At 46.9% G+C, this 19012-nt stretch carries 18 protein-coding genes; 10 read left to right on the top strand and 8 right to left on the bottom strand.

Going from position 1 to position 19012, the window contains the following annotated elements; translation table 11 throughout:
* Positions 1-14: 14 nt before the first annotated feature.
* From H6F51_05995 to H6F51_05975, 5 genes are all read left to right on the top strand, one after another.
* Complete coding sequence (locus H6F51_05995; protein MBD1822049.1) at positions 15-1181, top strand: glycosyltransferase family 4 protein; 1167 nt, start codon at positions 15-17, stop codon at positions 1179-1181.
* On the top strand, positions 1178-2344 hold the full coding sequence (locus tag H6F51_05990; protein MBD1822048.1) for a glycosyltransferase family 4 protein: 1167 nt from the start codon (positions 1178-1180) through the stop codon (positions 2342-2344). Before H6F51_05995 ends, H6F51_05990 begins: the two co-directional genes overlap by 4 nt.
* Positions 2345-2847: 503 nt before the next feature.
* Complete coding sequence (locus H6F51_05985; protein MBD1822047.1) at positions 2848-3525, top strand: methyltransferase domain-containing protein; 678 nt, start codon at positions 2848-2850, stop codon at positions 3523-3525.
* 99 nt (positions 3526-3624) lie between these two features.
* Positions 3625-4284: an acyltransferase gene (locus H6F51_05980; GenBank protein ID MBD1822046.1), complete on the top strand. Its 660-nt coding sequence runs from the start codon at positions 3625-3627 to the stop codon at positions 4282-4284.
* Positions 4281-5810 carry a lipopolysaccharide biosynthesis protein gene (locus H6F51_05975; GenBank protein ID MBD1822045.1) on the top strand — a complete coding sequence of 510 codons (1530 nt, stop codon included), beginning with the start codon at positions 4281-4283 and terminating at the stop codon, positions 5808-5810. The genes H6F51_05980 and H6F51_05975 overlap by 4 nt, the downstream gene beginning before the upstream one ends.
* 87 nt (positions 5811-5897) lie before the next feature.
* On the opposite strand, the gene H6F51_05970 is transcribed toward H6F51_05975, so the two are convergent.
* Positions 5898-6866: a glycosyltransferase family 2 protein gene (locus H6F51_05970; protein ID MBD1822044.1), complete on the bottom strand. Its 969-nt coding sequence runs from the start codon at positions 6864-6866 to the stop codon at positions 5898-5900.
* A gap of 264 nt (positions 6867-7130) precedes the next feature.
* Between H6F51_05970 and H6F51_05965 the strand changes: the two genes are divergently transcribed.
* From H6F51_05965 to H6F51_05950, 4 genes are all read left to right on the top strand, one after another.
* Positions 7131-8072, top strand: a complete 942-nt coding sequence (locus tag H6F51_05965) for a class I SAM-dependent methyltransferase (GenBank protein ID MBD1822043.1) — start codon at positions 7131-7133, stop codon at positions 8070-8072.
* Between the two features lie 47 nt (positions 8073-8119).
* A complete protein-coding gene (locus tag H6F51_05960; protein ID MBD1822042.1) occupies positions 8120-9301 on the top strand; it encodes a glycosyltransferase family 4 protein in 1182 nt (393 codons plus the stop codon).
* 101 nt (positions 9302-9402) lie between these two features.
* Positions 9403-10506: a glycosyltransferase family 4 protein gene (locus H6F51_05955; protein MBD1822041.1), complete on the top strand. Its 1104-nt coding sequence runs from the start codon at positions 9403-9405 to the stop codon at positions 10504-10506.
* Positions 10503-11708: a glycosyltransferase family 4 protein gene (locus H6F51_05950; protein MBD1822040.1), complete on the top strand. Its 1206-nt coding sequence runs from the start codon at positions 10503-10505 to the stop codon at positions 11706-11708. Before H6F51_05955 ends, H6F51_05950 begins: the two co-directional genes overlap by 4 nt.
* On the opposite strand, the gene H6F51_05945 is transcribed toward H6F51_05950, so the two are convergent.
* The 6 genes from H6F51_05945 to H6F51_05920 all read right to left on the bottom strand — a co-directional run bounded on the left by H6F51_05945 (position 11694) and on the right by H6F51_05920 (position 16608).
* On the bottom strand, positions 11694-11852 hold the full coding sequence (locus H6F51_05945; protein MBD1822039.1) for a hypothetical protein: 159 nt from the start codon (positions 11850-11852) through the stop codon (positions 11694-11696). The two genes, H6F51_05950 and H6F51_05945, sit on opposite strands and share 15 nt — an antisense overlap.
* Positions 11853-12043: 191 nt before the next feature.
* On the bottom strand, positions 12044-12754 hold the full coding sequence (locus H6F51_05940) for a hypothetical protein (protein MBD1822038.1): 711 nt from the start codon (positions 12752-12754) through the stop codon (positions 12044-12046).
* 15 nt (positions 12755-12769) lie between these two features.
* A complete protein-coding gene (locus tag H6F51_05935; GenBank protein MBD1822037.1) occupies positions 12770-13441 on the bottom strand; it encodes a cyanoexosortase A system-associated protein in 672 nt (223 codons plus the stop codon).
* A gap of 17 nt (positions 13442-13458) precedes the next feature.
* Entirely contained in the window at positions 13459-14376 is a 918-nt protein-coding gene (gene crtA, locus H6F51_05930; protein ID MBD1822036.1) for a cyanoexosortase A, read from the bottom strand.
* 170 nt (positions 14377-14546) lie between these two features.
* Complete coding sequence (locus H6F51_05925; GenBank protein ID MBD1822035.1) at positions 14547-15461, bottom strand: hypothetical protein; 915 nt, start codon at positions 15459-15461, stop codon at positions 14547-14549.
* 1 nt (position 15462) lies between these two features.
* On the bottom strand, positions 15463-16608 hold the full coding sequence (locus H6F51_05920; GenBank protein MBD1822034.1) for a hypothetical protein: 1146 nt from the start codon (positions 16606-16608) through the stop codon (positions 15463-15465).
* Between the two features lie 350 nt (positions 16609-16958).
* Here H6F51_05920 and H6F51_05915 point away from each other — a divergent pair, with 350 nt between their 5' ends.
* Positions 16959-17474 (top strand): L,D-transpeptidase, encoded by a 516-nt coding sequence (locus H6F51_05915; protein ID MBD1822033.1) that lies wholly within the window; start codon positions 16959-16961, stop codon positions 17472-17474.
* 48 nt (positions 17475-17522) lie between these two features.
* Here the strand turns inward: H6F51_05915 and H6F51_05910 are convergent, their stop codons facing one another.
* Positions 17523-19001 carry a mannitol dehydrogenase family protein gene (locus tag H6F51_05910; protein ID MBD1822032.1) on the bottom strand — a complete coding sequence of 493 codons (1479 nt, stop codon included), beginning with the start codon at positions 18999-19001 and terminating at the stop codon, positions 17523-17525.
* Positions 19002-19012: the final 11 nt, after the last annotated feature.

The following is a 19012-nucleotide window of genomic DNA, read 5'->3' as shown; positions in this document are numbered from 1 at the left end:
GGAAAGCCTAACTTATGACCAAAAAGATTGTCTTAGTTATGACATCGCCACCGATTCCTTTCGGCAAAGCCGATAGCCATTGGTACTATGTCTTACTCAAAGAACTGGTCGATCGCGGTCATCAAGTTTCCGCTTTTGTTGCGTGTGAAACGACTGAGGAAATCGAGCAAACTCAGGCTTTATTTCCGTCTTATGATCTCCACTGTTATCTCTATCGTCCACCAGCAGGACTGCGTGGAAAGTGGCAAAGCTTTCGCCGTCCTTTCTCTTATGTCTTTAGTTCGGAGTTTCAGCAAGCATTAGCAGAACGTTTAGCCGCTCCGTATGATGTATTGCACCTAGAGCAGCTTTGGAGCAGTTGGCTTGGGCTATGTCACCCAGAGAAAACAGTAGTTACGGTACATTATCTATTTTCTGAGGATCGTGCTTTTGAGTCTTCCGACTGGAGAGCAAAGATCTATAAGTGGCGGAGCTACGGCGCAGAACGCTATCTGTTGCGATCATTGCCTCGATTTATCGCACTGTCGGATCGATTGGCAAATCGAATTTGTGAGCTTCATCCTGGAGCGATCGCGCATACCATTCCGCTTGGATTTGATTTGTCTCATTCACCGTTTAGCCAGATCAAACCCCAGCAAAACCGCCCGGTTGTTGGCTTGATTGGGAATTTCGGCTGGATGCCCACTTATTCGGCGGCTGAGCGGCTTTTAACTCGTTTGTGGTCAGAGATTAAAGCTCAAGTTCCGACGGCTCAACTTCAACTGGTGGGACGCTCTGCTCGGACTCGGTTTGCAGCCTTCGAGAATCATTCTGATCTGGCGATTTATCAAGATGTCCCCGATATTGCTCCGTACTTTCGGCAAATGGATGTTTTACTGTATGCCCCGACTGCCGGAAGCGGCATGAAAGTGAAAGTGATGGAATCTTTTGCGTTTGGAACTTCTGTGGTCACAACTCCCGAAGGAGTCGAGGGTTTACCGGCCAAAGACGGGATTCATGCTGGAATTGCGATCGACGATCGTGGACTAATTGAAAGAACGGTTGCGCTTCTCAACGATCCGACGCGTCGAGAAACTCAGCGTCACAATGCTCGACAACTTCTAGAACAAGTCTGTAGCCCAACCGTGACAGTGACGCAGGTTGAGCAGGTCTATGATGCGATCATCGAGGCAAATTCATGAAGGTTGGATTTAATGCGCGGCTATTAACAGCCCCGACCTTGCGCGGCTGGAATCGTTATACTGCAAATCTATTAGCAGAATTAGCCCAGCTAGATGTTCAGTTAGTTCTGTACAGCGATCGTCCGATTCATCCCGCTCATCTAGAGCGCTTGCCGCAATCTGCTTACCAGGTGCGGCTTTCTCCCGCTATGCGCTATCTGCAATGGGAGCAAGTCTGGTTGCCTCAGCAATGCTCGAAGGATCAAATCGATGTGCTGCATTGTCCAATGAACTTTGGATTACCTGCTTTTAATTCATGCCCTCAAGTGTTAACGCTGCATGATGCGATCGATCAGGTTTACTATGCGAAACACCTGTCTTTGTTCCAACGTTTCAGCTTCGCTTATCGGCAAAGTCAGCTTTATCACTGGATTGCAAGAACTCGATCGACGCACATCATTACGGTGAGTGAGTTCTCTAAACGTGATTTAGTCGAGCATCTCAAGATTCCAGCCTCTAAGGTGAGCGTGATTTATGAGGCGGCAGATGATCATTTTTATCGATCGATTGCGGATGCAGTGCGATCGCAGTATCAATTAGCATCACCGTATGTGTTTTATGTCGGTGGTTTGGAGCAGCGCAAAAACATTCCCTTTTTGGTCAAAGCATTTGCTGAGGCGAACTTACAAGGCGTTGATTTAGTGCTTGCAGGAGGTCAAGATCAAAACCAGCTTCGTCTGCTTGCGGAGTCTTCAGGGATTGCTGAGCGCATTCGATTTCTAGGATGGGTCGATGATCGAGATTTGCCTGAGCTGTATGCGGGTGCGCTCTGCTTTGTGTATGCCAGTGAGTACGAAGGGTTCGGATTACAACTGTGTGAAGCAATGGCAGTCGGATGCCCAATCTTAGCAGCACAAGCGACTTGTCTACCTGAAGTATTAGGAGAAGGAGGCATCTTATTTAGTCTGGAGAACACACAAGAATTGTCGAACTGTCTGCGATACATCAACGCTGATCCGGAGTATCGATCGAGCTTAGGACAGCGAGCAAAGTTGCGATCGCAGCATTTTAGCTGGCAGCAGACTGCTCAAGCAACAATTCAGGTTTATGAGCGTGCTTTGGGTCGATCGACCAAATCGCAAGCATTTAAGCGTACAGCATCCCTCGCTAATCCAGACTGCTAAACAACTAGGATGATCAAGATCGACTCATCAAATCAGTTTTCAGCTTATTTTCAGAGAATAGTCAGTAGTTTTGCGGAATGACCTGCTGCAAGTCCTAAGAAGTCGTAATCTTACGGACGACTTTTCACGGACTTACTGATTGAATGAACTGGAATTTGAGTCAGTAATCCTGCTGAGAAGCGGCTTTAAGCGCAGTTCATAATACTATGTCTGTCGCTCTAGCTAGTATCTTGTAAGTCTTGCTCAAAGCTCAAGCTCTGTCAGAGTATCTTCTGTGGATCTTCCGTTTCCTTAAGTACAAAAACTTTCAAGTTACCAGAATTCGCAGATATGCGATGAAGCTATACTTTTTCGGCAGCGATCGCATAACTCTTCCTAAGCCACTGATAGCTAAGGATGCGACCAAATGCTATCAAAGAGCAAATTCAAAAGAGCAAATTTACATCGCCTGTATCCCTGCGATCGAGCCAATCACACCCATAAACCAGATGAAGGAATTTCTGATGAGCAACTCTACAAGCAGTCCGATTAACTCTGATTTAGCTTACGCAAACTATTGGAAGCGTAAGGAATTACTGGCAAATTCACCTCATTTTCCAACAAAGCATTGGTGGGCAGACTCCTCCTTCTCCGAAATTGAGCAAATCATTTTCGATCGCATTAAGGCTAAATCCACAATTCTAGATGTTGGCGCTGGCGATCTACGAATTCAGCAGAAGTTTTATCGCGCAGGATTTCAAGGCGTTTATCATACTCAAGATATTGGGCAAGAGTTTACTTACACCTATTCAACTTTGGAAGAAATTGATCAGAAGTATGAAGCAGTGCTTTGTTTTGACACAATTGAACATTTAGAGTTACGTCCAGGGTTGGCACTTCTTCACCAATTGATCGATCGAGTAGAGACAGGTGGACTACTTGTAATTCAGACCCCGAATGCACGATGTATCTCTAATCCATTAAGCTGGGACATGACTCATCTGCATTGCTACAGCATTCATGATCTATGGGCTTATCTAACTTCGTTCGGGCTGAAAGTAGAAGGATACCGCGTGATCTTTGGAAAGCCCAGCAGAAATTTGATTGAAAAGTTTTCTAGCTTAGCCTCTCGACTGATGATCACTCGCTTGCTTGGACACGATTACGCTGCAAACATCGTTCTGATCGCTCAGAAGCTTTAGCAATACATTGCAGACTTATCAGTCTAGGCATCGAGAGTAAGAGATATAACTGAGGAATTGTCAGTCGTGGAAGCAAGTTTTATTCATAAAATTCTAAGTATTAATCTTCCTGCTGAGCTTCGTCTCAATCGGCGAATTTTTAGTAGAGGAAAATTTATCTGTCGAGGACGAATTCAATTGTCCTTAGCGAAAGATGCTTCAATCACAACTCCTAAGGGCACTTGCTATGTTGGCATAACTCATTTTGGCAATGCTACACCTAGAAATTCGGTTACAGTCGTTGTTTGTGCTTCTCAATCAATTTTGGCATTAGATGGAGAAGTTTGCATTGGGCGGGGGACTATCTTATCTGTGGCAGCTAAATCTAATTTAGGCATTGGTGAAGGGACGTATATTGCTGATGGTAGCCGTATTTATGCAAGTACTTCTATTCAAATTGGGAGAAGATGCGCGATCTCCTTTGGTGTAACTATTTTGGACGATGATGGTCATGGATTTGGCCTACCTCCATACACAGCGCCAATTTGTATCGAAGATAATGTTTGGATTGGCTGTAATGCCACAATTCTTAAGGGTGTGACGATCGGCGAGGGTTCAGTTGTTGCAGCAGGTGCCGTTGTGACCCGCTCTTGTCCCCCTCACTCGCTTCTCGCTGGCGTTCCTGCACGAGTAATCCGTGAGGGAGTAGTGTGGACAGATGCGGAGCGATTACATGAAGCAGCACTAGGTGCTGCCCAGAAAGGAGTTGATCAACTATGAGCCGGACACAGCGCTCTGCTGTCAATTATGCTTCATCATTACTGCTGCAAGCGATTACCTTAGCAACCGGAATTCTTAGTACTCCCTTAATCTTAAATTGGCTGGGTGACGATCGCTTTGGGGCACTCCGCTCTGCTGGTGATTGGCTCGGTCATCTGAAAATTTTAGAATTAGGACTGGGCGGATCATTGTTGCCCGTGCTTGCGATCGCAGTTGCTCAAGGAAATCGCGCTCAGGTTGAATTGACCGTTGCAGTTGGAATTCGAGCCTACTGCAAAGTCTTACTTCTGATGCTGGGAGCCGCTGTTATGCTTAGTTTTGCACTTTTGCATCTCGTCCCAGTTCAGCCATCCTTAGCGCTTGACCTACAAGCGGCTTATTGGATCGGAGTATTGGGTTCCTTTTTACTTCCTTTGACTCCCTTTCGCTTGTTAACCGAAGCATCGCAGCGCAGTGATATTGTCAACCTCTCTTTTGTTCTACAGAGCTTAATCATTACGGGTGCTTCTCTATATCTAGCAGCGCAAGGAATGGGAATGGCTGGGCAAGCCCTCGCAGTAATAATCGGTGTCATCGTTGCAACAATCTTAATCAGTTGGAAAAGCATACGTCAGTATCCAAGCGCTTTGAGGATAGTGTTTTCTGCTCCTACTGAAGCAATGCAGCCCATTCGCAAGCAACTTCAAAAGTTAAGCATTCCGACGCTGATTTACAGCCTATCTGGACAAATTGGTTTATTCACTGACAATCTTGTCATTGCCTATTTTTTAGGGCCTGCAAGCGTGGTTCCATTTGTGATGACTCAGCGGCTGTTTGCGATCGCCCAATCACAGGTACAGAGTGTTGGAAATGCAACTTGGTCAGGGCTAGCTGACTTATATGCGAAAGGTGAACTGGGTCAATTCAATCTTCGACTTGTTCAGTTAACAAAATTAGTCGTTACATCCGGCTTGATGCTGATGATCCCGATTCTGCTATACAATCCGCAGTTTGTGCAACTTTGGGTTGGCTCAGAGCGATTTGCAGGGATGGGAGTCAGTACCCTTGCCGCAATCAACGCTGTAACGATGGGAGTGTTATCCCTTTGGGGTTGGTGCTTCTCAGGAACAGGAAATATAGCGAGGATTGCTAGAATGTCCATGTTTGCCAGTCTTCTCAATATCTCAGTCAGCCTACTTGCGACTCCTGCTTTGAAATTGACCGGGCCGCTGTTAGGAACATTTGTCTCCTTTTTCGGGCTGTATCTCTGGGGAATGCTTTATCACCTCAAACACCAGTTTGGCTCATCACCTCGCGCCCTACTTGCTGCGATCGTGCACCCTTGTCTTTTAGCAGCGCTGTATGTTCCTGAAGTAGCCTGGTTTGCTCACTCTTATCCTCCCAAAAGCTGGATCGAGCTTGGTGCCTCAATGGTGTTTACAGCAGTTATTTTCTTGATGCTGGCTTGGTTTACCCTGCTCAAACCAGAAGAACGGTATCAATGGCGTAAGAGAGTTATGCAGCTATCTCCATTGCCGCATTTGTAACCCTCTCTAGCACTGTGACCTCTCTAACACTGTGACCTCTCTAACACTGTGAAAAGCATTCACGGTTTGTATCTCTAATTCGTTAAATTAGAGATTCGATCGTAATTCTCGCGCCTGAAGTCCGGCTTTCCATCCTGCAATCCTTTGTTTCCAAGCGGATTGTAGGATTCTGAGTTCTTGATGTGGGTTTCGGTACAGTTGAATGGCTCGTAAACTTGCAATCAGCCCAGGTGCATTCACAGAACCGATTAAAAACAGATAGATAAGCCGCCAAAACTGCAAATATGCAGGGCTGTGTTTTGCAAGAATAAAAGATTGGTTGTAGCAAGCATTAAACACTTTTACCTGTAAATCTCCATCCCTTCCACCGCAATAAGCTTTATTCGTTGGATAGTGAGCTACTACATTGGCAAAATCAAACAGAACGCGGTATCCCCTCGCTTTAACCTGAAGACAAGCATCGAGTTCGAATTGTTGCCAGTAGGGTTTTAGTGCAGGTTCAAATCGATCCAATGCAGTTCGTCTGAGGCTCATGTTATAGCCGACTAGATGATCACAGTCGATCGCCTCACGCACTGTCCAAGCCTCAATTTGGTCATACATATTGCCGTAACTCTTGCCATACCACGTTAATCGACCAATCGGTTCAACCGATCGCTTCGGAAAACTGGAACAGTCGGGATAATGATTGTTCGCCGAGCCGCCCACCGCACCCACTGTGGCATCCGTATAGAACGACAAATGACGAGCAACCCAAGTCTCAGGCGCAATTACATCATCATCACACAACAGAATGATGTCTGAGGATGCAGCTTCTAAGGCTAAATTTTCTGCGCTCACAACTCCTGCTTCAGCACAGTGCAGTACTCGCAACACATAAGGTAGCGAGGATACAAGCGATTGAGCCACATTACGAGTTGGCGTGTCGTCTGCCTGCCAAACCACAATCACTTCATCCGGAAGTTGAGTTTGAGTCGCTAGACTGAGCAAGCACCGTCTCAGATGCTCAGGGCGACGAAAGCTGGGAATAAGAACACTAGAAGTGAAAGAGAGCATAGATATTGTCTACAATTTCGTTTGAATTCTGACTGATAAGGGCAAGAGAGGAGCCCGTAATTCTGCTTTATTTTTATGCGATCGTCGATTAAGTTCCGTGATTCTACGCTAGGTGAGATTGCATAAACATTGCATAGTTCTACTGACTGAAACTGCGATCTCACTACCTTCAAAGATTGATTGCTGCTCAAATCTCGGTGCTTGTAATGATCGGTTTTAGTCATTCCATTTAATCATACCGTTCTCCGCTGTCGAGGTGTGACGATGCCCTGTACTGCTCCAGCTTTCGTTTCTCTGTCCCAATGCGCGATTTGTGGGAATGAACATCTGACTCCTGTGAATCAAGAACATTTTGATATGCAGTATCAAACCAACGAGGTAATTGTCGCTTACGATCGTCAAACTTTTTGGTTAAATCAATGTTCACAGTGCGGCTTTATTCAACCTGAGGGCTTACCTGAGCCTTCAAATTTCTTTGACTGTCTCTACTCAAAGAGTCCCACGGATGAAGCGATGGCAGCACACTACGCTTGGCCCTACAAAGACTGGATTTTTCAGAGTATTTTGAGCGATTTGGGCAACCGTTTACCGCATGAGCGACGTACCTTACTCGATGTTGGGACAAATGTTGGGCGGATGCTCTTTTTCGCAAAGCAGGCGAGATGGGCAGTAGAAGCGATTGAACTGAATGCGGATGTGGCAAGATTCGCGGCAGAACAGACGGGTGTGACCGTTCATGCGATGAATGCCTATCAATTAGCACAAACAAATCGTCGTTATGATGCCATTACTTTAACGGATGTTTTAGAACATATTCCTGATCCAGTGACAATTCTCTCAGAGCTAAAAGAACTGCTTTCTCCCGGAGGCTGGATTGCCGTCAAGGTTCCGTGCGGGATCAATCAACTGAGAAAAGAGCAACTTCGACACGCGATCGGTCAAGCTCCTGATGCCGCGATCGCAACGAATCTGGTTCACGTGAATCATTTCAATCCAAAATCACTGAAGATGGCACTAACTCGTGCTGGGTTTGAAGCAGTGTCTTTGCAAATTGGTGTCCCAGAAATACCGCCGATGTGGTCGTCCGGTGCGATTCTATCTCGTTTATTTAGAACTTCAGTTTACGTAGCTGGACGATTGCTGCCCGGAGGAGTGCATACGCCGTTAGCGCTCAATTTGCAGGCTTATGCTCGTCGCGCAGATTAAGGGGTAAATTTGCTCGTGCTGTTCATTAATTCAGACATTGAATAACCATGAAGTCTTCTCCGCGCAGGCTCTTAACTATCGGGCACTCGTACATTGTTCCGCTGAATCGCCGTCTTGCCAATGAGATGTCTCGTGTGGCAAAAGCGGACTGGGACATTACGATCGTGGCACCCTCGACACTCAAAGGGGATTTGCGTCCTCTGACACTCGAAACCGATTTGCACGACCGCGCAGGAGTCAAAGGAGTTCCGGTTTTGTTTGATCGAGTTCCACAGTTAAAACTTTATCGCGATCGCCTGAGGGAAATTTTGCAGCAGGGTTGGGATTTAGTGCATTGCTGGGAGGAGCCTTACGTCTTGTCAGGTGGACAAATTGCGCGGCAGGCTCCTACCAAGACTCCTTTAGTTTACTTTACGGCTCAAAACAACTCCAAACGCTATCCGCCGCCGTTTAACTGGATAGAAACTCAGACTATGCAGCGATCGTCGGGCTGGATTGCACCGGGTCAAACGGTTGTGGCTGCATTAAAACATCGGCAAGGCTACGATCGACCCATGCGAATCATTCCGCATGGAGTCGATGTCGAGCATTTCTTTCCGGCTCCTGAGATGCAGCAAAGCATTCGGCACCGCTTGGAATGGGATCAAATGAATGCTCCGATCGTTGGATTTTTGGGGCGATTTGTTCCAGAAAAAGGGCTGACGATGTTGATGCGGGTGCTGGATCAGGTTGCTCAACCTTGGAGAGCTTTGTTTGTCGGCACAGGGGCAATGGAAGCAGAATTGCGATCGTGGGCAGAACGCTATGGCGATCGCGTTCGCATCTGTACAACCGTCACTCATGATCAAGTGCCACAGTACCTCAACGCAATGGATATCCTTTGTGCGCCAAGTCAGACAACGCGAAAATGGCGCGAACAATTTGGGCGAATGCTGATTGAGGCGTTTGCCTGTGGAATTCCGGTAATCGGCAGTGATAGCGGTGAGATTCCTTATGTAATTGAAGAGGCAGGAGTTGTGATTGGCGAGAAAGACGAGAAAGCCTGGACTCAAGCCATCTCAATGTTGATCGGAGATGCAGCACTCCGCACGACGCTTGCTCAAAAAGGACTTGACCGAGCGCATTCGGTTTATCAGTGGTCAGTTGTTGCAAGACAGCATCTAGAGTTTTTCGATTCAATCTTGGATAAACAATACCTTCAATCTTCGGAAGAAGCCCAAAAATGCTAAAGGCTACCAGCATATTCCGATTGCTCCCGAAGAAACAAGCGCAGAGACTTTAGCTTAGCTTGGAGTCTCTGCACGTTAGGCGATCTCACTGGATTGAAACTATGCGTGCGGCTCTAATTTGTGATTATCTAGAAGAACAATGGCACAGTATGAATTTGTGCGCTCAGATGTTACTAGACAACTGGCAGACTGACCACGGCTGGCGACTGGATCAAGTGCGACCACCGTTCCAACATCGCCTGACGCGTCTGCCGAAACTTGGAAATCGCAGGGTTGCGTTTAATAGTGATCGCTTACTCAATCGCTTCTGGGACTATCCGAATTACATCAAGCGCATGGCCACGAGATTCGATGTGTTTCATGTGTGCGATCATACTTATGCTCAATTAGTGCATGAACTTCCTGCACATCGAACAGGAGTGTACTGTCATGATATTGATGCGTTTCGATCGATTATTGAACCCGAACAAGAACCGCGCCCACGGTGGTATCGGGCAATGTCTCAACGGATTCTGGATGGATTACAGAAAGCCGCGATCGTCTTTTATTCGACTCAGGCAGTTCGACAACAGATAGAACAGTATCAATTAGTCGATCCAGAACGCTTAGTTCATGCGCCCTATGGAATTTCGTCCGAGTTTTCGGTTGATGTAGATGTTGCTGTACCCGTAAAAGCTCCGTTCGTTCTACACGTTGGAAGCTGTATTCCACGTAAACGAATTGATGTGTTGCTTGATGTGTTTGCTGAGCTAAGTCGGGCTGATGCTGAATTACATCTGGTGAAAGTTGGGGGCGATTGGGCACCTGAACAACAGCAACAACTCGATCGTTTAAACATTCGCTCTAAAATCATTCACCTGCACAATCTTCCAACTGCGACGATCGCAGCTTTGTATCGTCAGGCTGAAGCGGTGTTGATTCCTAGTGAAGCAGAAGGGTTTGGGCTGCCCTTGATCGAATCGCTAGCTTGTGGTGCGATTACGATCGCCAGTGACTTGCCCGTACTGCGCGAAGTGGCTGGAGAGGCAGCAATGTACTGCCCGGTGGCAGACATTTCAGCTTGGGTGAAAACGATTGGTGGGGTGCTGGATGATCCGAGACAGGCACCAGAGCCAGCACTGCGCCTCACTCAAGCCAGTCAATATTCTTGGCAGGCGCATACTCAAGCAATTACTCAAGCTTATTGGCAACTAGGAACACGATGAAGCTACTGTTTTTTAATCATGTCGGGTTTATTGGTGGTGCAGAGCGAATTTTGCTTGATGTACTGGCATCGATTCGATCGCATTGCCCAGAAATTGAAATTATCCTGATCGCAGGTTCTGCGGGTGCTCTAATCGATGCGGCAACTGATCTCGGCGTTAACGTGATCTATTTGCCCATGCCCGCTTCAATGTCTCAGTTAGGCGATAGCCATCTTAAAGGCGACTGGAAGCCCTTGAAAACACTCAAGACTTTAACGCAAATTGCTGGCTCTGCTAATGCCCTGCTCCGCTACTTACGAAGATTGCGGCAAACAATTCAGACTATTGAACCGGATCTGATTCACTCAAACGGCGTAAAAGCCCATGCTTTATTGAGTTTGCTCGGTCGGCTTAATTGTCCGGTGGTTTGGCATATCCAAGACTTCTACAGTACACGCCCAATTATGGCAAAGGTCTTGAGAACATTAAGTCGATCGACCACCAGCGCGATCGCGCTGTCTGATGCGGTAAAACGCGATGCCAACACTGTGATTGCACCGGTGCCGATTGATGTGATTTATCCGGCGGTGAATCACCACTATTTCCGAGAAGAAAGTGTGCGATCGCACGTGTTACGAATTGGTTTAGTTGCGACGTTTGCGCGCTGGAAAGGACACGACATCTTTCTGCAAGCAGCAGCACAAGTCATGTCAGAACTCAAAGATGTGTCGATTCAGTTTCAAATTGTGGGTGCGCCAATCTACAATACTCAAGGCTCACAGTTTTCGCTGGCAGAACTTCAAAGCCGTGTTGCTCAACTCGGTTTAGATCAGGTTGTTAGGTTTGTTGGCTTTCAATTAGATACAGCTTCGATCTATAACCATCTTGATATCGTTGTTCATGCGAGTACGCAACCAGAACCGTTTGGATTAGTCATTGCTGAAGCAATGGCGTTTGGCAAGGCTGTAATCATTGCGAATGCGGGCGGAGCAGCGGAACTGGTGACAGATCAGCATGATGCGATCGCACTCCCGCCCGGAGATGTGAATGCTCTAGCGCAAGCATTGATCCACTTGATTCAGAATCCGCAAAAACGGCAGCAGCTTGGACAGAATGCTAGACAAACTGCGATCGCGCGATTTAACAGCGATCGAGTTGGTGCAGCGCTCTTGCAGGTTTATCGCGATTGTGGATGCGTCGATCGGAGCTTAGAAAAGGTCTGATGAAGTATGGAGCGTGAAGTGTAATTCATCAACGCCGAAGTGTTTTAGCCCGATCGTCAGCAAAAAAGACTCAGCCGCGACTCCCAAAGATTCAATCACGACTTCTAAAGACTCAGCCGTGACTTCCGAAAGCTGAACGCCCACTATCAAGGACTCGAAGGAGAAATGCACAACTGCGACGATCGCGCTTGATCAAATTTCTTCCTTTCCTCAAAGTTCCCCACTCGTGAAGGATTTAGGGGGCACGCATCCGCTCTCAATTGCAAGCCCAAAAAAACATGGAGCAAGCAAAACGCTCACTCCACGGTAATCAACTCTCTATCTAAAAGCTTTCATTATCGCGTAGCAGCCATCGGACGGTTCCGAACCTTCTTCACCCGTGCCCAACCCGTCAAAGACCAAAGATAGAGAAACACAACGCCCGAAATCACCGCACCTAATGTCCACTTCGTCCCCTTCTTCAGTAGATTCTTAGTCTGTTGTTCCAACGCTGCCTTTGCTTGAACTTGAGTCTGCTGTGCCGCCGTTTCAAGTCCCTCTAGCTGGCGCTTACGAAACTCATTCGCATTGAAGTTCTGCAACCCTCCAACCGTCGATCGCGCTACCAGTTCTTTCACCTGCTCATCACTCAGCTTACCGAGTTGCTCCTGAGCCGACTTTGCTCGTTCACGCTGCTGCGATAGCTGTGCAACCATCTCCGCATTGTTCTGATTATAAATCCGCCAGCCAGAACTCACCGTCAGCGGCACCAACAGGAAATACGCGATCGCATACACGAGCAATATCCAAGACAACGGCTTCAACAAAAACCGTTCCGCCTTAGTCCGATTCGTCTCTTCACCCAGAAAGATCAGACCTAACCCAATCAGCGGAAAACCCACTCGCTCAATCAAATTACCAGCCGTATTAAACTCCCATCCTGAGTTAAATAATTGTAGTGGATATAAGATATCAACCAAATCAAACAAACACAGCACTAAAATACCGTAACCAATCACGCGCAACCCAGAGATTGCTTTACCTGCCGAAGTAGACTCAAACTGCATCACAAATCCTCACGATTAAAGCTTTGGAAATCTTGGTAGCCACCAAGCGTAAACATCTTGCCAAACGGCTTCTAATTGTTGATGAACATCCTGCATCGAACGATCGTCGATCGGGGTCGAAATCGTCACCCACAAACACCGCGTATCGCGCACATCTTCAGCTCCCAGCACAATGGGTAAGATGCGATCGACGGTCAGATCATGAGCATTGCGATTCGCAAAAAATTGCTCTCGATTGATTGTACTGGAACCTTGTGAATTGATACAGGAACTTAGATAAGCAGTGCGATCGTGTTCAAACAGTTGGTAGAATCCGGTTTGTCCTTGTTTTGTCGTTGGATTAACCGTTACACTCTGATGATTCAAGCCATAGATGTCTAAATAAACTGGAATATCTCCATGCGTGGTGGTGAGATAGTGGACTTGAACATTAAAGGCACGATCGTTGACCTGATACTTATACTGATAGCCGTTTGCGCTCGGTGCATTGACCTGAGTTGGAAGCGGTTTCAACACCAGTGCAGTGCCTTCGACTAACTTAGACTGCTTTAAAAGCATCTGGCTCGGAAACGTGAAAGGTGTGTACTGACCAAGATTCGGATCAAACACCGCTCTACCAATCACTAGAACTGTGCAAAATAAAGTTAGCCTGAGCAGCGGAAAATACAGCGACTTCGATGAAATCATAAACTTAGTGCATAGACTTAGTGCGAGGAGTGTTCTAGCTCTTCTGGAGTTTCCGTTGCCTCAATAGAAGCCTCTGGCTCTAGCTTTCTGTATTCGACCAAATACTGACAGTAACTCGTGAAAATCGTCATCGAGATCATCGAAAAGACTTGTGCTCCACCTGTGCCATGCCAGTAATCAAAGCTTGCCGTATCTTTCTTTGAAACGAGATACGCCAAAAACATGACGCGAAACCCATTAATGATGAATGCAGACAGAATCGCGATCGCAGGTACCGTAATCTTTTGCTTTGATGTGGTTGGAAAAATCAGCAAAAATAAAGCTGCCACCTTTAACGTCACTAGAATCGCCTCTAGCCCAGAGCAACCCAAATAAACTTGGACAGCTCCAGTCGGCATAATTAGCTTCGTGCCTTGACGCTCCACCAAAAAGCCGAGATACCACATCAGAGTGTGAGCGTATTTTGCAGTAACCACACTCGAATCGACCAGACTTTCGGATATGACCATCAAGAAATGAATCGGGATGACCATCACAAGGATAATCCAGAGTTCACGCCGATAATACTTGAACTGCCTAAACCCGACTGCAATTAACCCGATCGCGCCTCCAATGAATAAGGGCGTTACCTCTAATAAAAGGGTATAACCGACCTGATAATTTAGCCCTCGCACTAGCAATAACGCAATCAAAAACCAGCCGACACATTGAGAGAGCTTTTCCCGCTTTAACAGCAAACGATCGCGCTTCTGCCATAGGGAGTAGCCAAGCGCAGACCATTCGACCATTTCTAGCGAAAGATGACTAAAATCGCCCGACAACCGCCAATATAGCTGTAGGTGCAGTACCACCAAACCCAGTGCAATTGCCAACAGCCAGTAGTTTGAATCATTGACAATCTGGGTAAAACGGGCGCGATACTCAAGCAAACGCATGAAGCTAACTTTCCGTAATAATTTGCGATCGCATCCCAATCTTAATACCGGGATCTTCGTCCTCATCCCCTAACCCCTTCTCCCTGGGGAGAAGGGAACCAGACTCTTGCTCCCTCTCCCTGGGGAGAGGGTTGGGGTGAGGGCACAGATACTAAAACTCAATCACCCTATCAATTGCCCTTAGCTCGTGCATTGCGCGATTGGCGTAACACCTTACCCAGCGTTTGAAACTCTGAATTATTTGACAACGTGACCAAAACTTCTTCTCTCGTTGTCAGAACGACATTATTGTAAGCACGGATCGCGATCGCGAGTGAATTCTTACTGATATTCGTACAGGTTGGTGCAGCAATATCACTACCGCAGCCCGCTAACAATGACTCACTCGCAATCAATGATTCTGCAAGCCCTTGAGCAAGTTGCAGAATCTCAGTTGAACTCAAGCTGAGATTGCCTAATGAAAGCACAATCTTCGCTGCGGTTTGCATCGTTGGTAGTGAGACTTTTGCAGCATCCAAAGCAGGTAAAACGCCTGCTAGAATCGCCGCAATTTTTGCATTCTGTGCAGTAAACGACTGAATTATCGGTTTTCCGTCTGCGCCTTTGAGCGCATCAGAGTTCGAGGTAAATCGAATCTCAACTTGGCGATCGAGCTTAGGAATCAGAACAACTTCAATGTTGCGCGTCACTCCGAACCGATCGTTGCCAAAAATCGTAAACTGTCCAGATTGAGTGCTCAATCTATCTACATAGCGCGAAAACCGTGCTGCGATACTGGCAGGTGTACTGCCTTCACGCTTGAGGTCTAAACGCACAAATCCCGGACGCTCAACCTCAACTCCCGGCTCATTCGGAGGCACCGCAGGCTGAGATACGATCGCTCTTAACTCGCCAATAATCTCGATAAAGCGACCTCCCGCAGGTGAACCAGGCTGCGGCAGAGATGGAGGAGCCTTTTCAGAGCCGGGATTATAGCCAGGAGTTCCAGTCGGGGTGTGTGCAGCAACCGGAGCTGCGATCGACAGCGTAAAGATTGCTCCTAACACCGTCGTAGACTTGAGTAGAACAGCAATTTGCTTCATCATCTTAGTATTGATATCCGAGATAGTTAAACCCATAGCCAACGCTAAAAGAGAACACGGTGTTGTTATCATTCCGATTCAGAACATTACCCACAACAAACGTGAGAAACAACGGCGTTGTTTTAATCGGAACATAAGAAACACCCAGATTTAAGTCTTGTCCTGTCCAACTTCCAATCACTGATGCTTGAGGAACAACACGCAGACCCGCACTAGCAAAAACTCCAACGCCACCGCGTCCGTTCACAGTGTTGTCATACGATCGAAACCGTCCTCCTCCCACACCGAGCGTTAAGGTCAGAGGCAGTGAATCTTCGACGTTTCCGGGGCGTAAGTCAAAGATTTTGCTGGCAACGCCATACAGGGACGAGTCAATTCTGCTGGCTTCATCACCCCAGCGGATGCCAGAATCAAATCCGAGCGCGATCGCAGCTTTGCCGGGAAGAGAGCGGTGTAACTTTAGCCCAACTTCACCGTTGGCACCAAAGCGACGAAGGCTACCGATGTTGAAGTTGACTTCTAAGCCAAGTTCGCGTTCAGAGTCACCCAAACCAAATCCAAAGCTGAGTGCAGAATCGGCTTCATTAATTCTTGGTCGACGATTTGCGAAAAATAGTCCCACAAACGCATCGCCAAAATTTGCGCCAAACGCACTTGGAACACCGACAGTAGAACCCGGAGAATATGCAGGAATCCGAAGCTCTTCTAAAGGTTCAATCAGCAATTGCCTACGGAGATCCTGAGAGTTCCCAGTTTCAGGAGCCTGAGCAATAGGGGAGTCAGCAACAGAGGGTGAGTTGAGGAGTTTTTCAGCACTGGTTTCTGGCTTCTGCTGTAAAAACTCTGCTCTTGAAATAATCTTTGGCTCCCGATCGATTGCTGCGCCTTGAACAGTTGGAGCGGCAACTGCTGGTTTTACTCTCTGTTCGGGTTTTACCTTTTGATTGGGCTTTACTTCCTGAGCAGGTTTTAGCCATGAGGCATTAGGAACCTCTAACGCGATCGCTGCTACTTTTGAGGCGATTTTGCTCGAATCGTTTGCGGCTGCAATTTTAACGCCTCCGAATCCCGCCAGAACAAAAGTAACTGCAAAACAACGCATCCAGAAGGTTGATATACGAAAATGTCGAATAAATTGTCTGTCCTTCATAGTGATCACAGCTTCAGAACTGTTCGTGGGGTGAAATCAGGGCAAAGCCTACTGCATCGATAGTTTACAAACAGTTTCTCTACGTATACTCCGTGAATATCTGTATCTTTTTTATGAATCACAGAATTAATTGGGTAATCTTACGGGTACGGTCTATAAATCAGAAGATTTCTGAGTAATTTTGCTTCTGGAATTTTCCGGAATAGCGCTCACTGTACTGTAGTGATCTCCACAAGCTTGCAAATAGAACTCACGCTGCAAAAACTTGAACTATTTTTTCAGGCTGCCTCTCTACTGCGATCGACGATTCTAATTGCACTTGTCATCCCACTTAATTTCGGGCTGGCATTATGAAAGATTTTATTCGCTCTAATTTATTTCGTTGCTCGATGTGCATTATTGCAACTGCTGTTTTTGCGGCTGCACCTTCTCAGATAGTGCAGGCTCAATCGACAGGATCGAACCCTACGGGAAGCGAACCTACCGTACGAGCAATGACAACTTACAAAAATACCAATCAACGTTGGATCGAGATTCGGCTCTCGACGCAGCGACTGATTGCTTGGGAAGGCAAAAAGCAGGTTCATGCGGTGATTGTTTCAACCGGAAAGGCAAGCACCCCGACTCCTCAAGGAGTGTTTCGCATTCAATCGAAGTATCGCGTTGCCCGAATGCAAGGGGATGACTATGATATTCCCGATGTGCCTTACACCATGTATTACTCAGGAGGCTACGGAATTCATGGGGCGTACTGGCACAATCGTTTTGGTACACCTGTCAGTCATGGTTGCGTGAATGTTGCAGTGGATCACGCACAGTGGTTATTCAATTGGGCAAAAGTTGGAACTCCAGTGGTTGTTCGTTGAAGTTGAGCCGCGATCGTTGCTGAACTAACCACTGGAGCGATTACAAGTTTAGTGAGATTGAGCGAGCGTTGCTCTAACTCCAGTTTTAGAGAGTTGGCGTAGCGCTCTTTCAGTAGCTTCTACAAATCGCAGAGATTGTACTAAATCATCACCAAAAATCTCGCTTAAGCTGAGTAAAGGACGGACATCGGCTTTGTTAACTCTCGCTGTCAGTACAGTCGATAATGGGTCTTCAATGGCGATCGCTTGTCCTTGGTCGTCTTGTCCCATCAAACAGTAGAACCAAGCCGCGATCGTGAAACTAAGAAATTTAATTTCACCCTGTTGTTGCAGCAGATCGCGCAGTGAACCTAGTAGAAACTTAGGAACTTTAACAGAACTACTAGAGCAGAGACGAGAGACACGATCGCGAATCTTAGGATTTTCAAATCGCTCAATCAATGTTCTCTTGTAATCTGTTAAATCTAATCCAGGAACAGGTTGAAGCGTCGGTGTCACTTCTTCCATGAATGCCGTGACTGCATTTCGGCATTGCACATCTGCCATGACTTCATGCACATAGGTATAACCAAGCAATGTTCCCAGATAACCAATCAACAGATGGCTTGCATTTAACAGTCGAATTTTAATCAATTCGTAGGAATGCACATTAGTTGTGAATTGCACTCCGACTGTTTCTAACTCCGGTCTTCCTGCACAGAACTGATCTTCAATCACCCATTGCAGAAAAGGCTCCGCCATCACTGGAAAATCATCAACAATCCCAAACTGATCTGCAACCAAAGCACGATCGCTATCCGTCGTGGCGGGTGTAATCCGATCGACCATACTATTCGGAAAGGCTCCGTGTTCAGAGAGCCATTGTCCTAAAGCTGGATCATGGAGTTCGGCGAAGGTCGTTAGCATCTTTCGAGTAATGTTGCCATTGCCTTGTAAATTGTCACAAGACTGCACAGTAAACGGTGCCAATCCTTGCTTGCGGCGTTGATTCAATGCTGCTGCTAAAAAGCCATAAGTGCCGATCGGCTGATCCGGCTGCTGTAAATCATGTTGAATGGTGGGATGGTTAATCTCTAATTCGCCGCTGGCTTCGTTGTAGTAATATCCTCCTTCTGTAATCGTCAGGGTCACAATTCGACAGTCAGGCGATGCCATTGCAGCAATCACAGATTGGGGGTCTTCAGGGGCGAACAGATAGCGATCGATTGCTCCAATAATCCGAGCGCGATCGTGGTTGGGCGATCGCTCGACTAAGGTATAGAGATGATCTTGAGACTGGAGTGCATCGCGCATTCGTCGGTCTTGCTGTAACAAGCCGATGCCACAAATTCCCCAGCGAAAATCAGAGGTTTGATGAAAATAGTTATCCAGATATAAAGCTTGATGCGCTCGATGAAAGCCGCCAACACCGATATGCACAATGCCGTTTTTCAGGAGATAGCGATCGTACTCTGGAACACGGATTGTCTTTGATAAACGAGATAAAGCTGCCTGATTAAGCTTGGTAGCTGAGTGGGTCTGACTCATGGATTGATTGG

It is taken from the genome of Cyanobacteria bacterium FACHB-DQ100 (genome assembly GCA_014695195.1).
Taxonomy (GTDB): Bacteria; Cyanobacteriota; Cyanobacteriia; order Leptolyngbyales; family Leptolyngbyaceae; genus Leptolyngbya.
The sequence above is the reverse complement of the archived record's forward strand: the minus strand, read 5'-3'. Positions and strand labels throughout refer to the sequence as shown.

Bases quoted from the DNA above. Each gene is read 5' to 3' on its own strand.
- H6F51_05950 (MBD1822040.1), top strand. From the start codon at position 10,503: ATGAAGCTACTGTTTTTTAATCATGTCGGGTTTATTGGTGGTGCAGAG.
- H6F51_05985 (MBD1822047.1), top strand. From the start codon at position 2,848: ATGAGCAACTCTACAAGCAGTCCGATTAACTCTGATTTAGCTTACGCA.
- H6F51_05925 (MBD1822035.1), bottom strand. From the start codon at position 15,461: ATGATGAAGCAAATTGCTGTTCTACTCAAGTCTACGACGGTGTTAGGA.
- H6F51_05960 (MBD1822042.1), top strand. From the start codon at position 8,120: ATGAAGTCTTCTCCGCGCAGGCTCTTAACTATCGGGCACTCGTACATT.
- H6F51_05935 (MBD1822037.1), bottom strand. From the start codon at position 13,441: ATGATTTCATCGAAGTCGCTGTATTTTCCGCTGCTCAGGCTAACTTTA.
- H6F51_05990 (MBD1822048.1), top strand. From the start codon at position 1,178: ATGAAGGTTGGATTTAATGCGCGGCTATTAACAGCCCCGACCTTGCGC.
- H6F51_05965 (MBD1822043.1), top strand. From the start codon at position 7,131: ATGCCCTGTACTGCTCCAGCTTTCGTTTCTCTGTCCCAATGCGCGATT.
- H6F51_05910 (MBD1822032.1), bottom strand. From the start codon at position 19,001: ATGAGTCAGACCCACTCAGCTACCAAGCTTAATCAGGCAGCTTTATCT.
- H6F51_05970 (MBD1822044.1), bottom strand. From the start codon at position 6,866: ATGCTCTCTTTCACTTCTAGTGTTCTTATTCCCAGCTTTCGTCGCCCT.
- H6F51_05955 (MBD1822041.1), top strand. From the start codon at position 9,403: ATGCGTGCGGCTCTAATTTGTGATTATCTAGAAGAACAATGGCACAGT.
- H6F51_05920 (MBD1822034.1), bottom strand. From the start codon at position 16,608: ATGAAGGACAGACAATTTATTCGACATTTTCGTATATCAACCTTCTGG.
- H6F51_05915 (MBD1822033.1), top strand. From the start codon at position 16,959: ATGAAAGATTTTATTCGCTCTAATTTATTTCGTTGCTCGATGTGCATT.
- H6F51_05975 (MBD1822045.1), top strand. From the start codon at position 4,281: ATGAGCCGGACACAGCGCTCTGCTGTCAATTATGCTTCATCATTACTG.
- H6F51_05940 (MBD1822038.1), bottom strand. From the start codon at position 12,754: ATGCAGTTTGAGTCTACTTCGGCAGGTAAAGCAATCTCTGGGTTGCGC.
- crtA (MBD1822036.1), bottom strand. From the start codon at position 14,376: ATGCGTTTGCTTGAGTATCGCGCCCGTTTTACCCAGATTGTCAATGAT.
- H6F51_05995 (MBD1822049.1), top strand. From the start codon at position 15: ATGACCAAAAAGATTGTCTTAGTTATGACATCGCCACCGATTCCTTTC.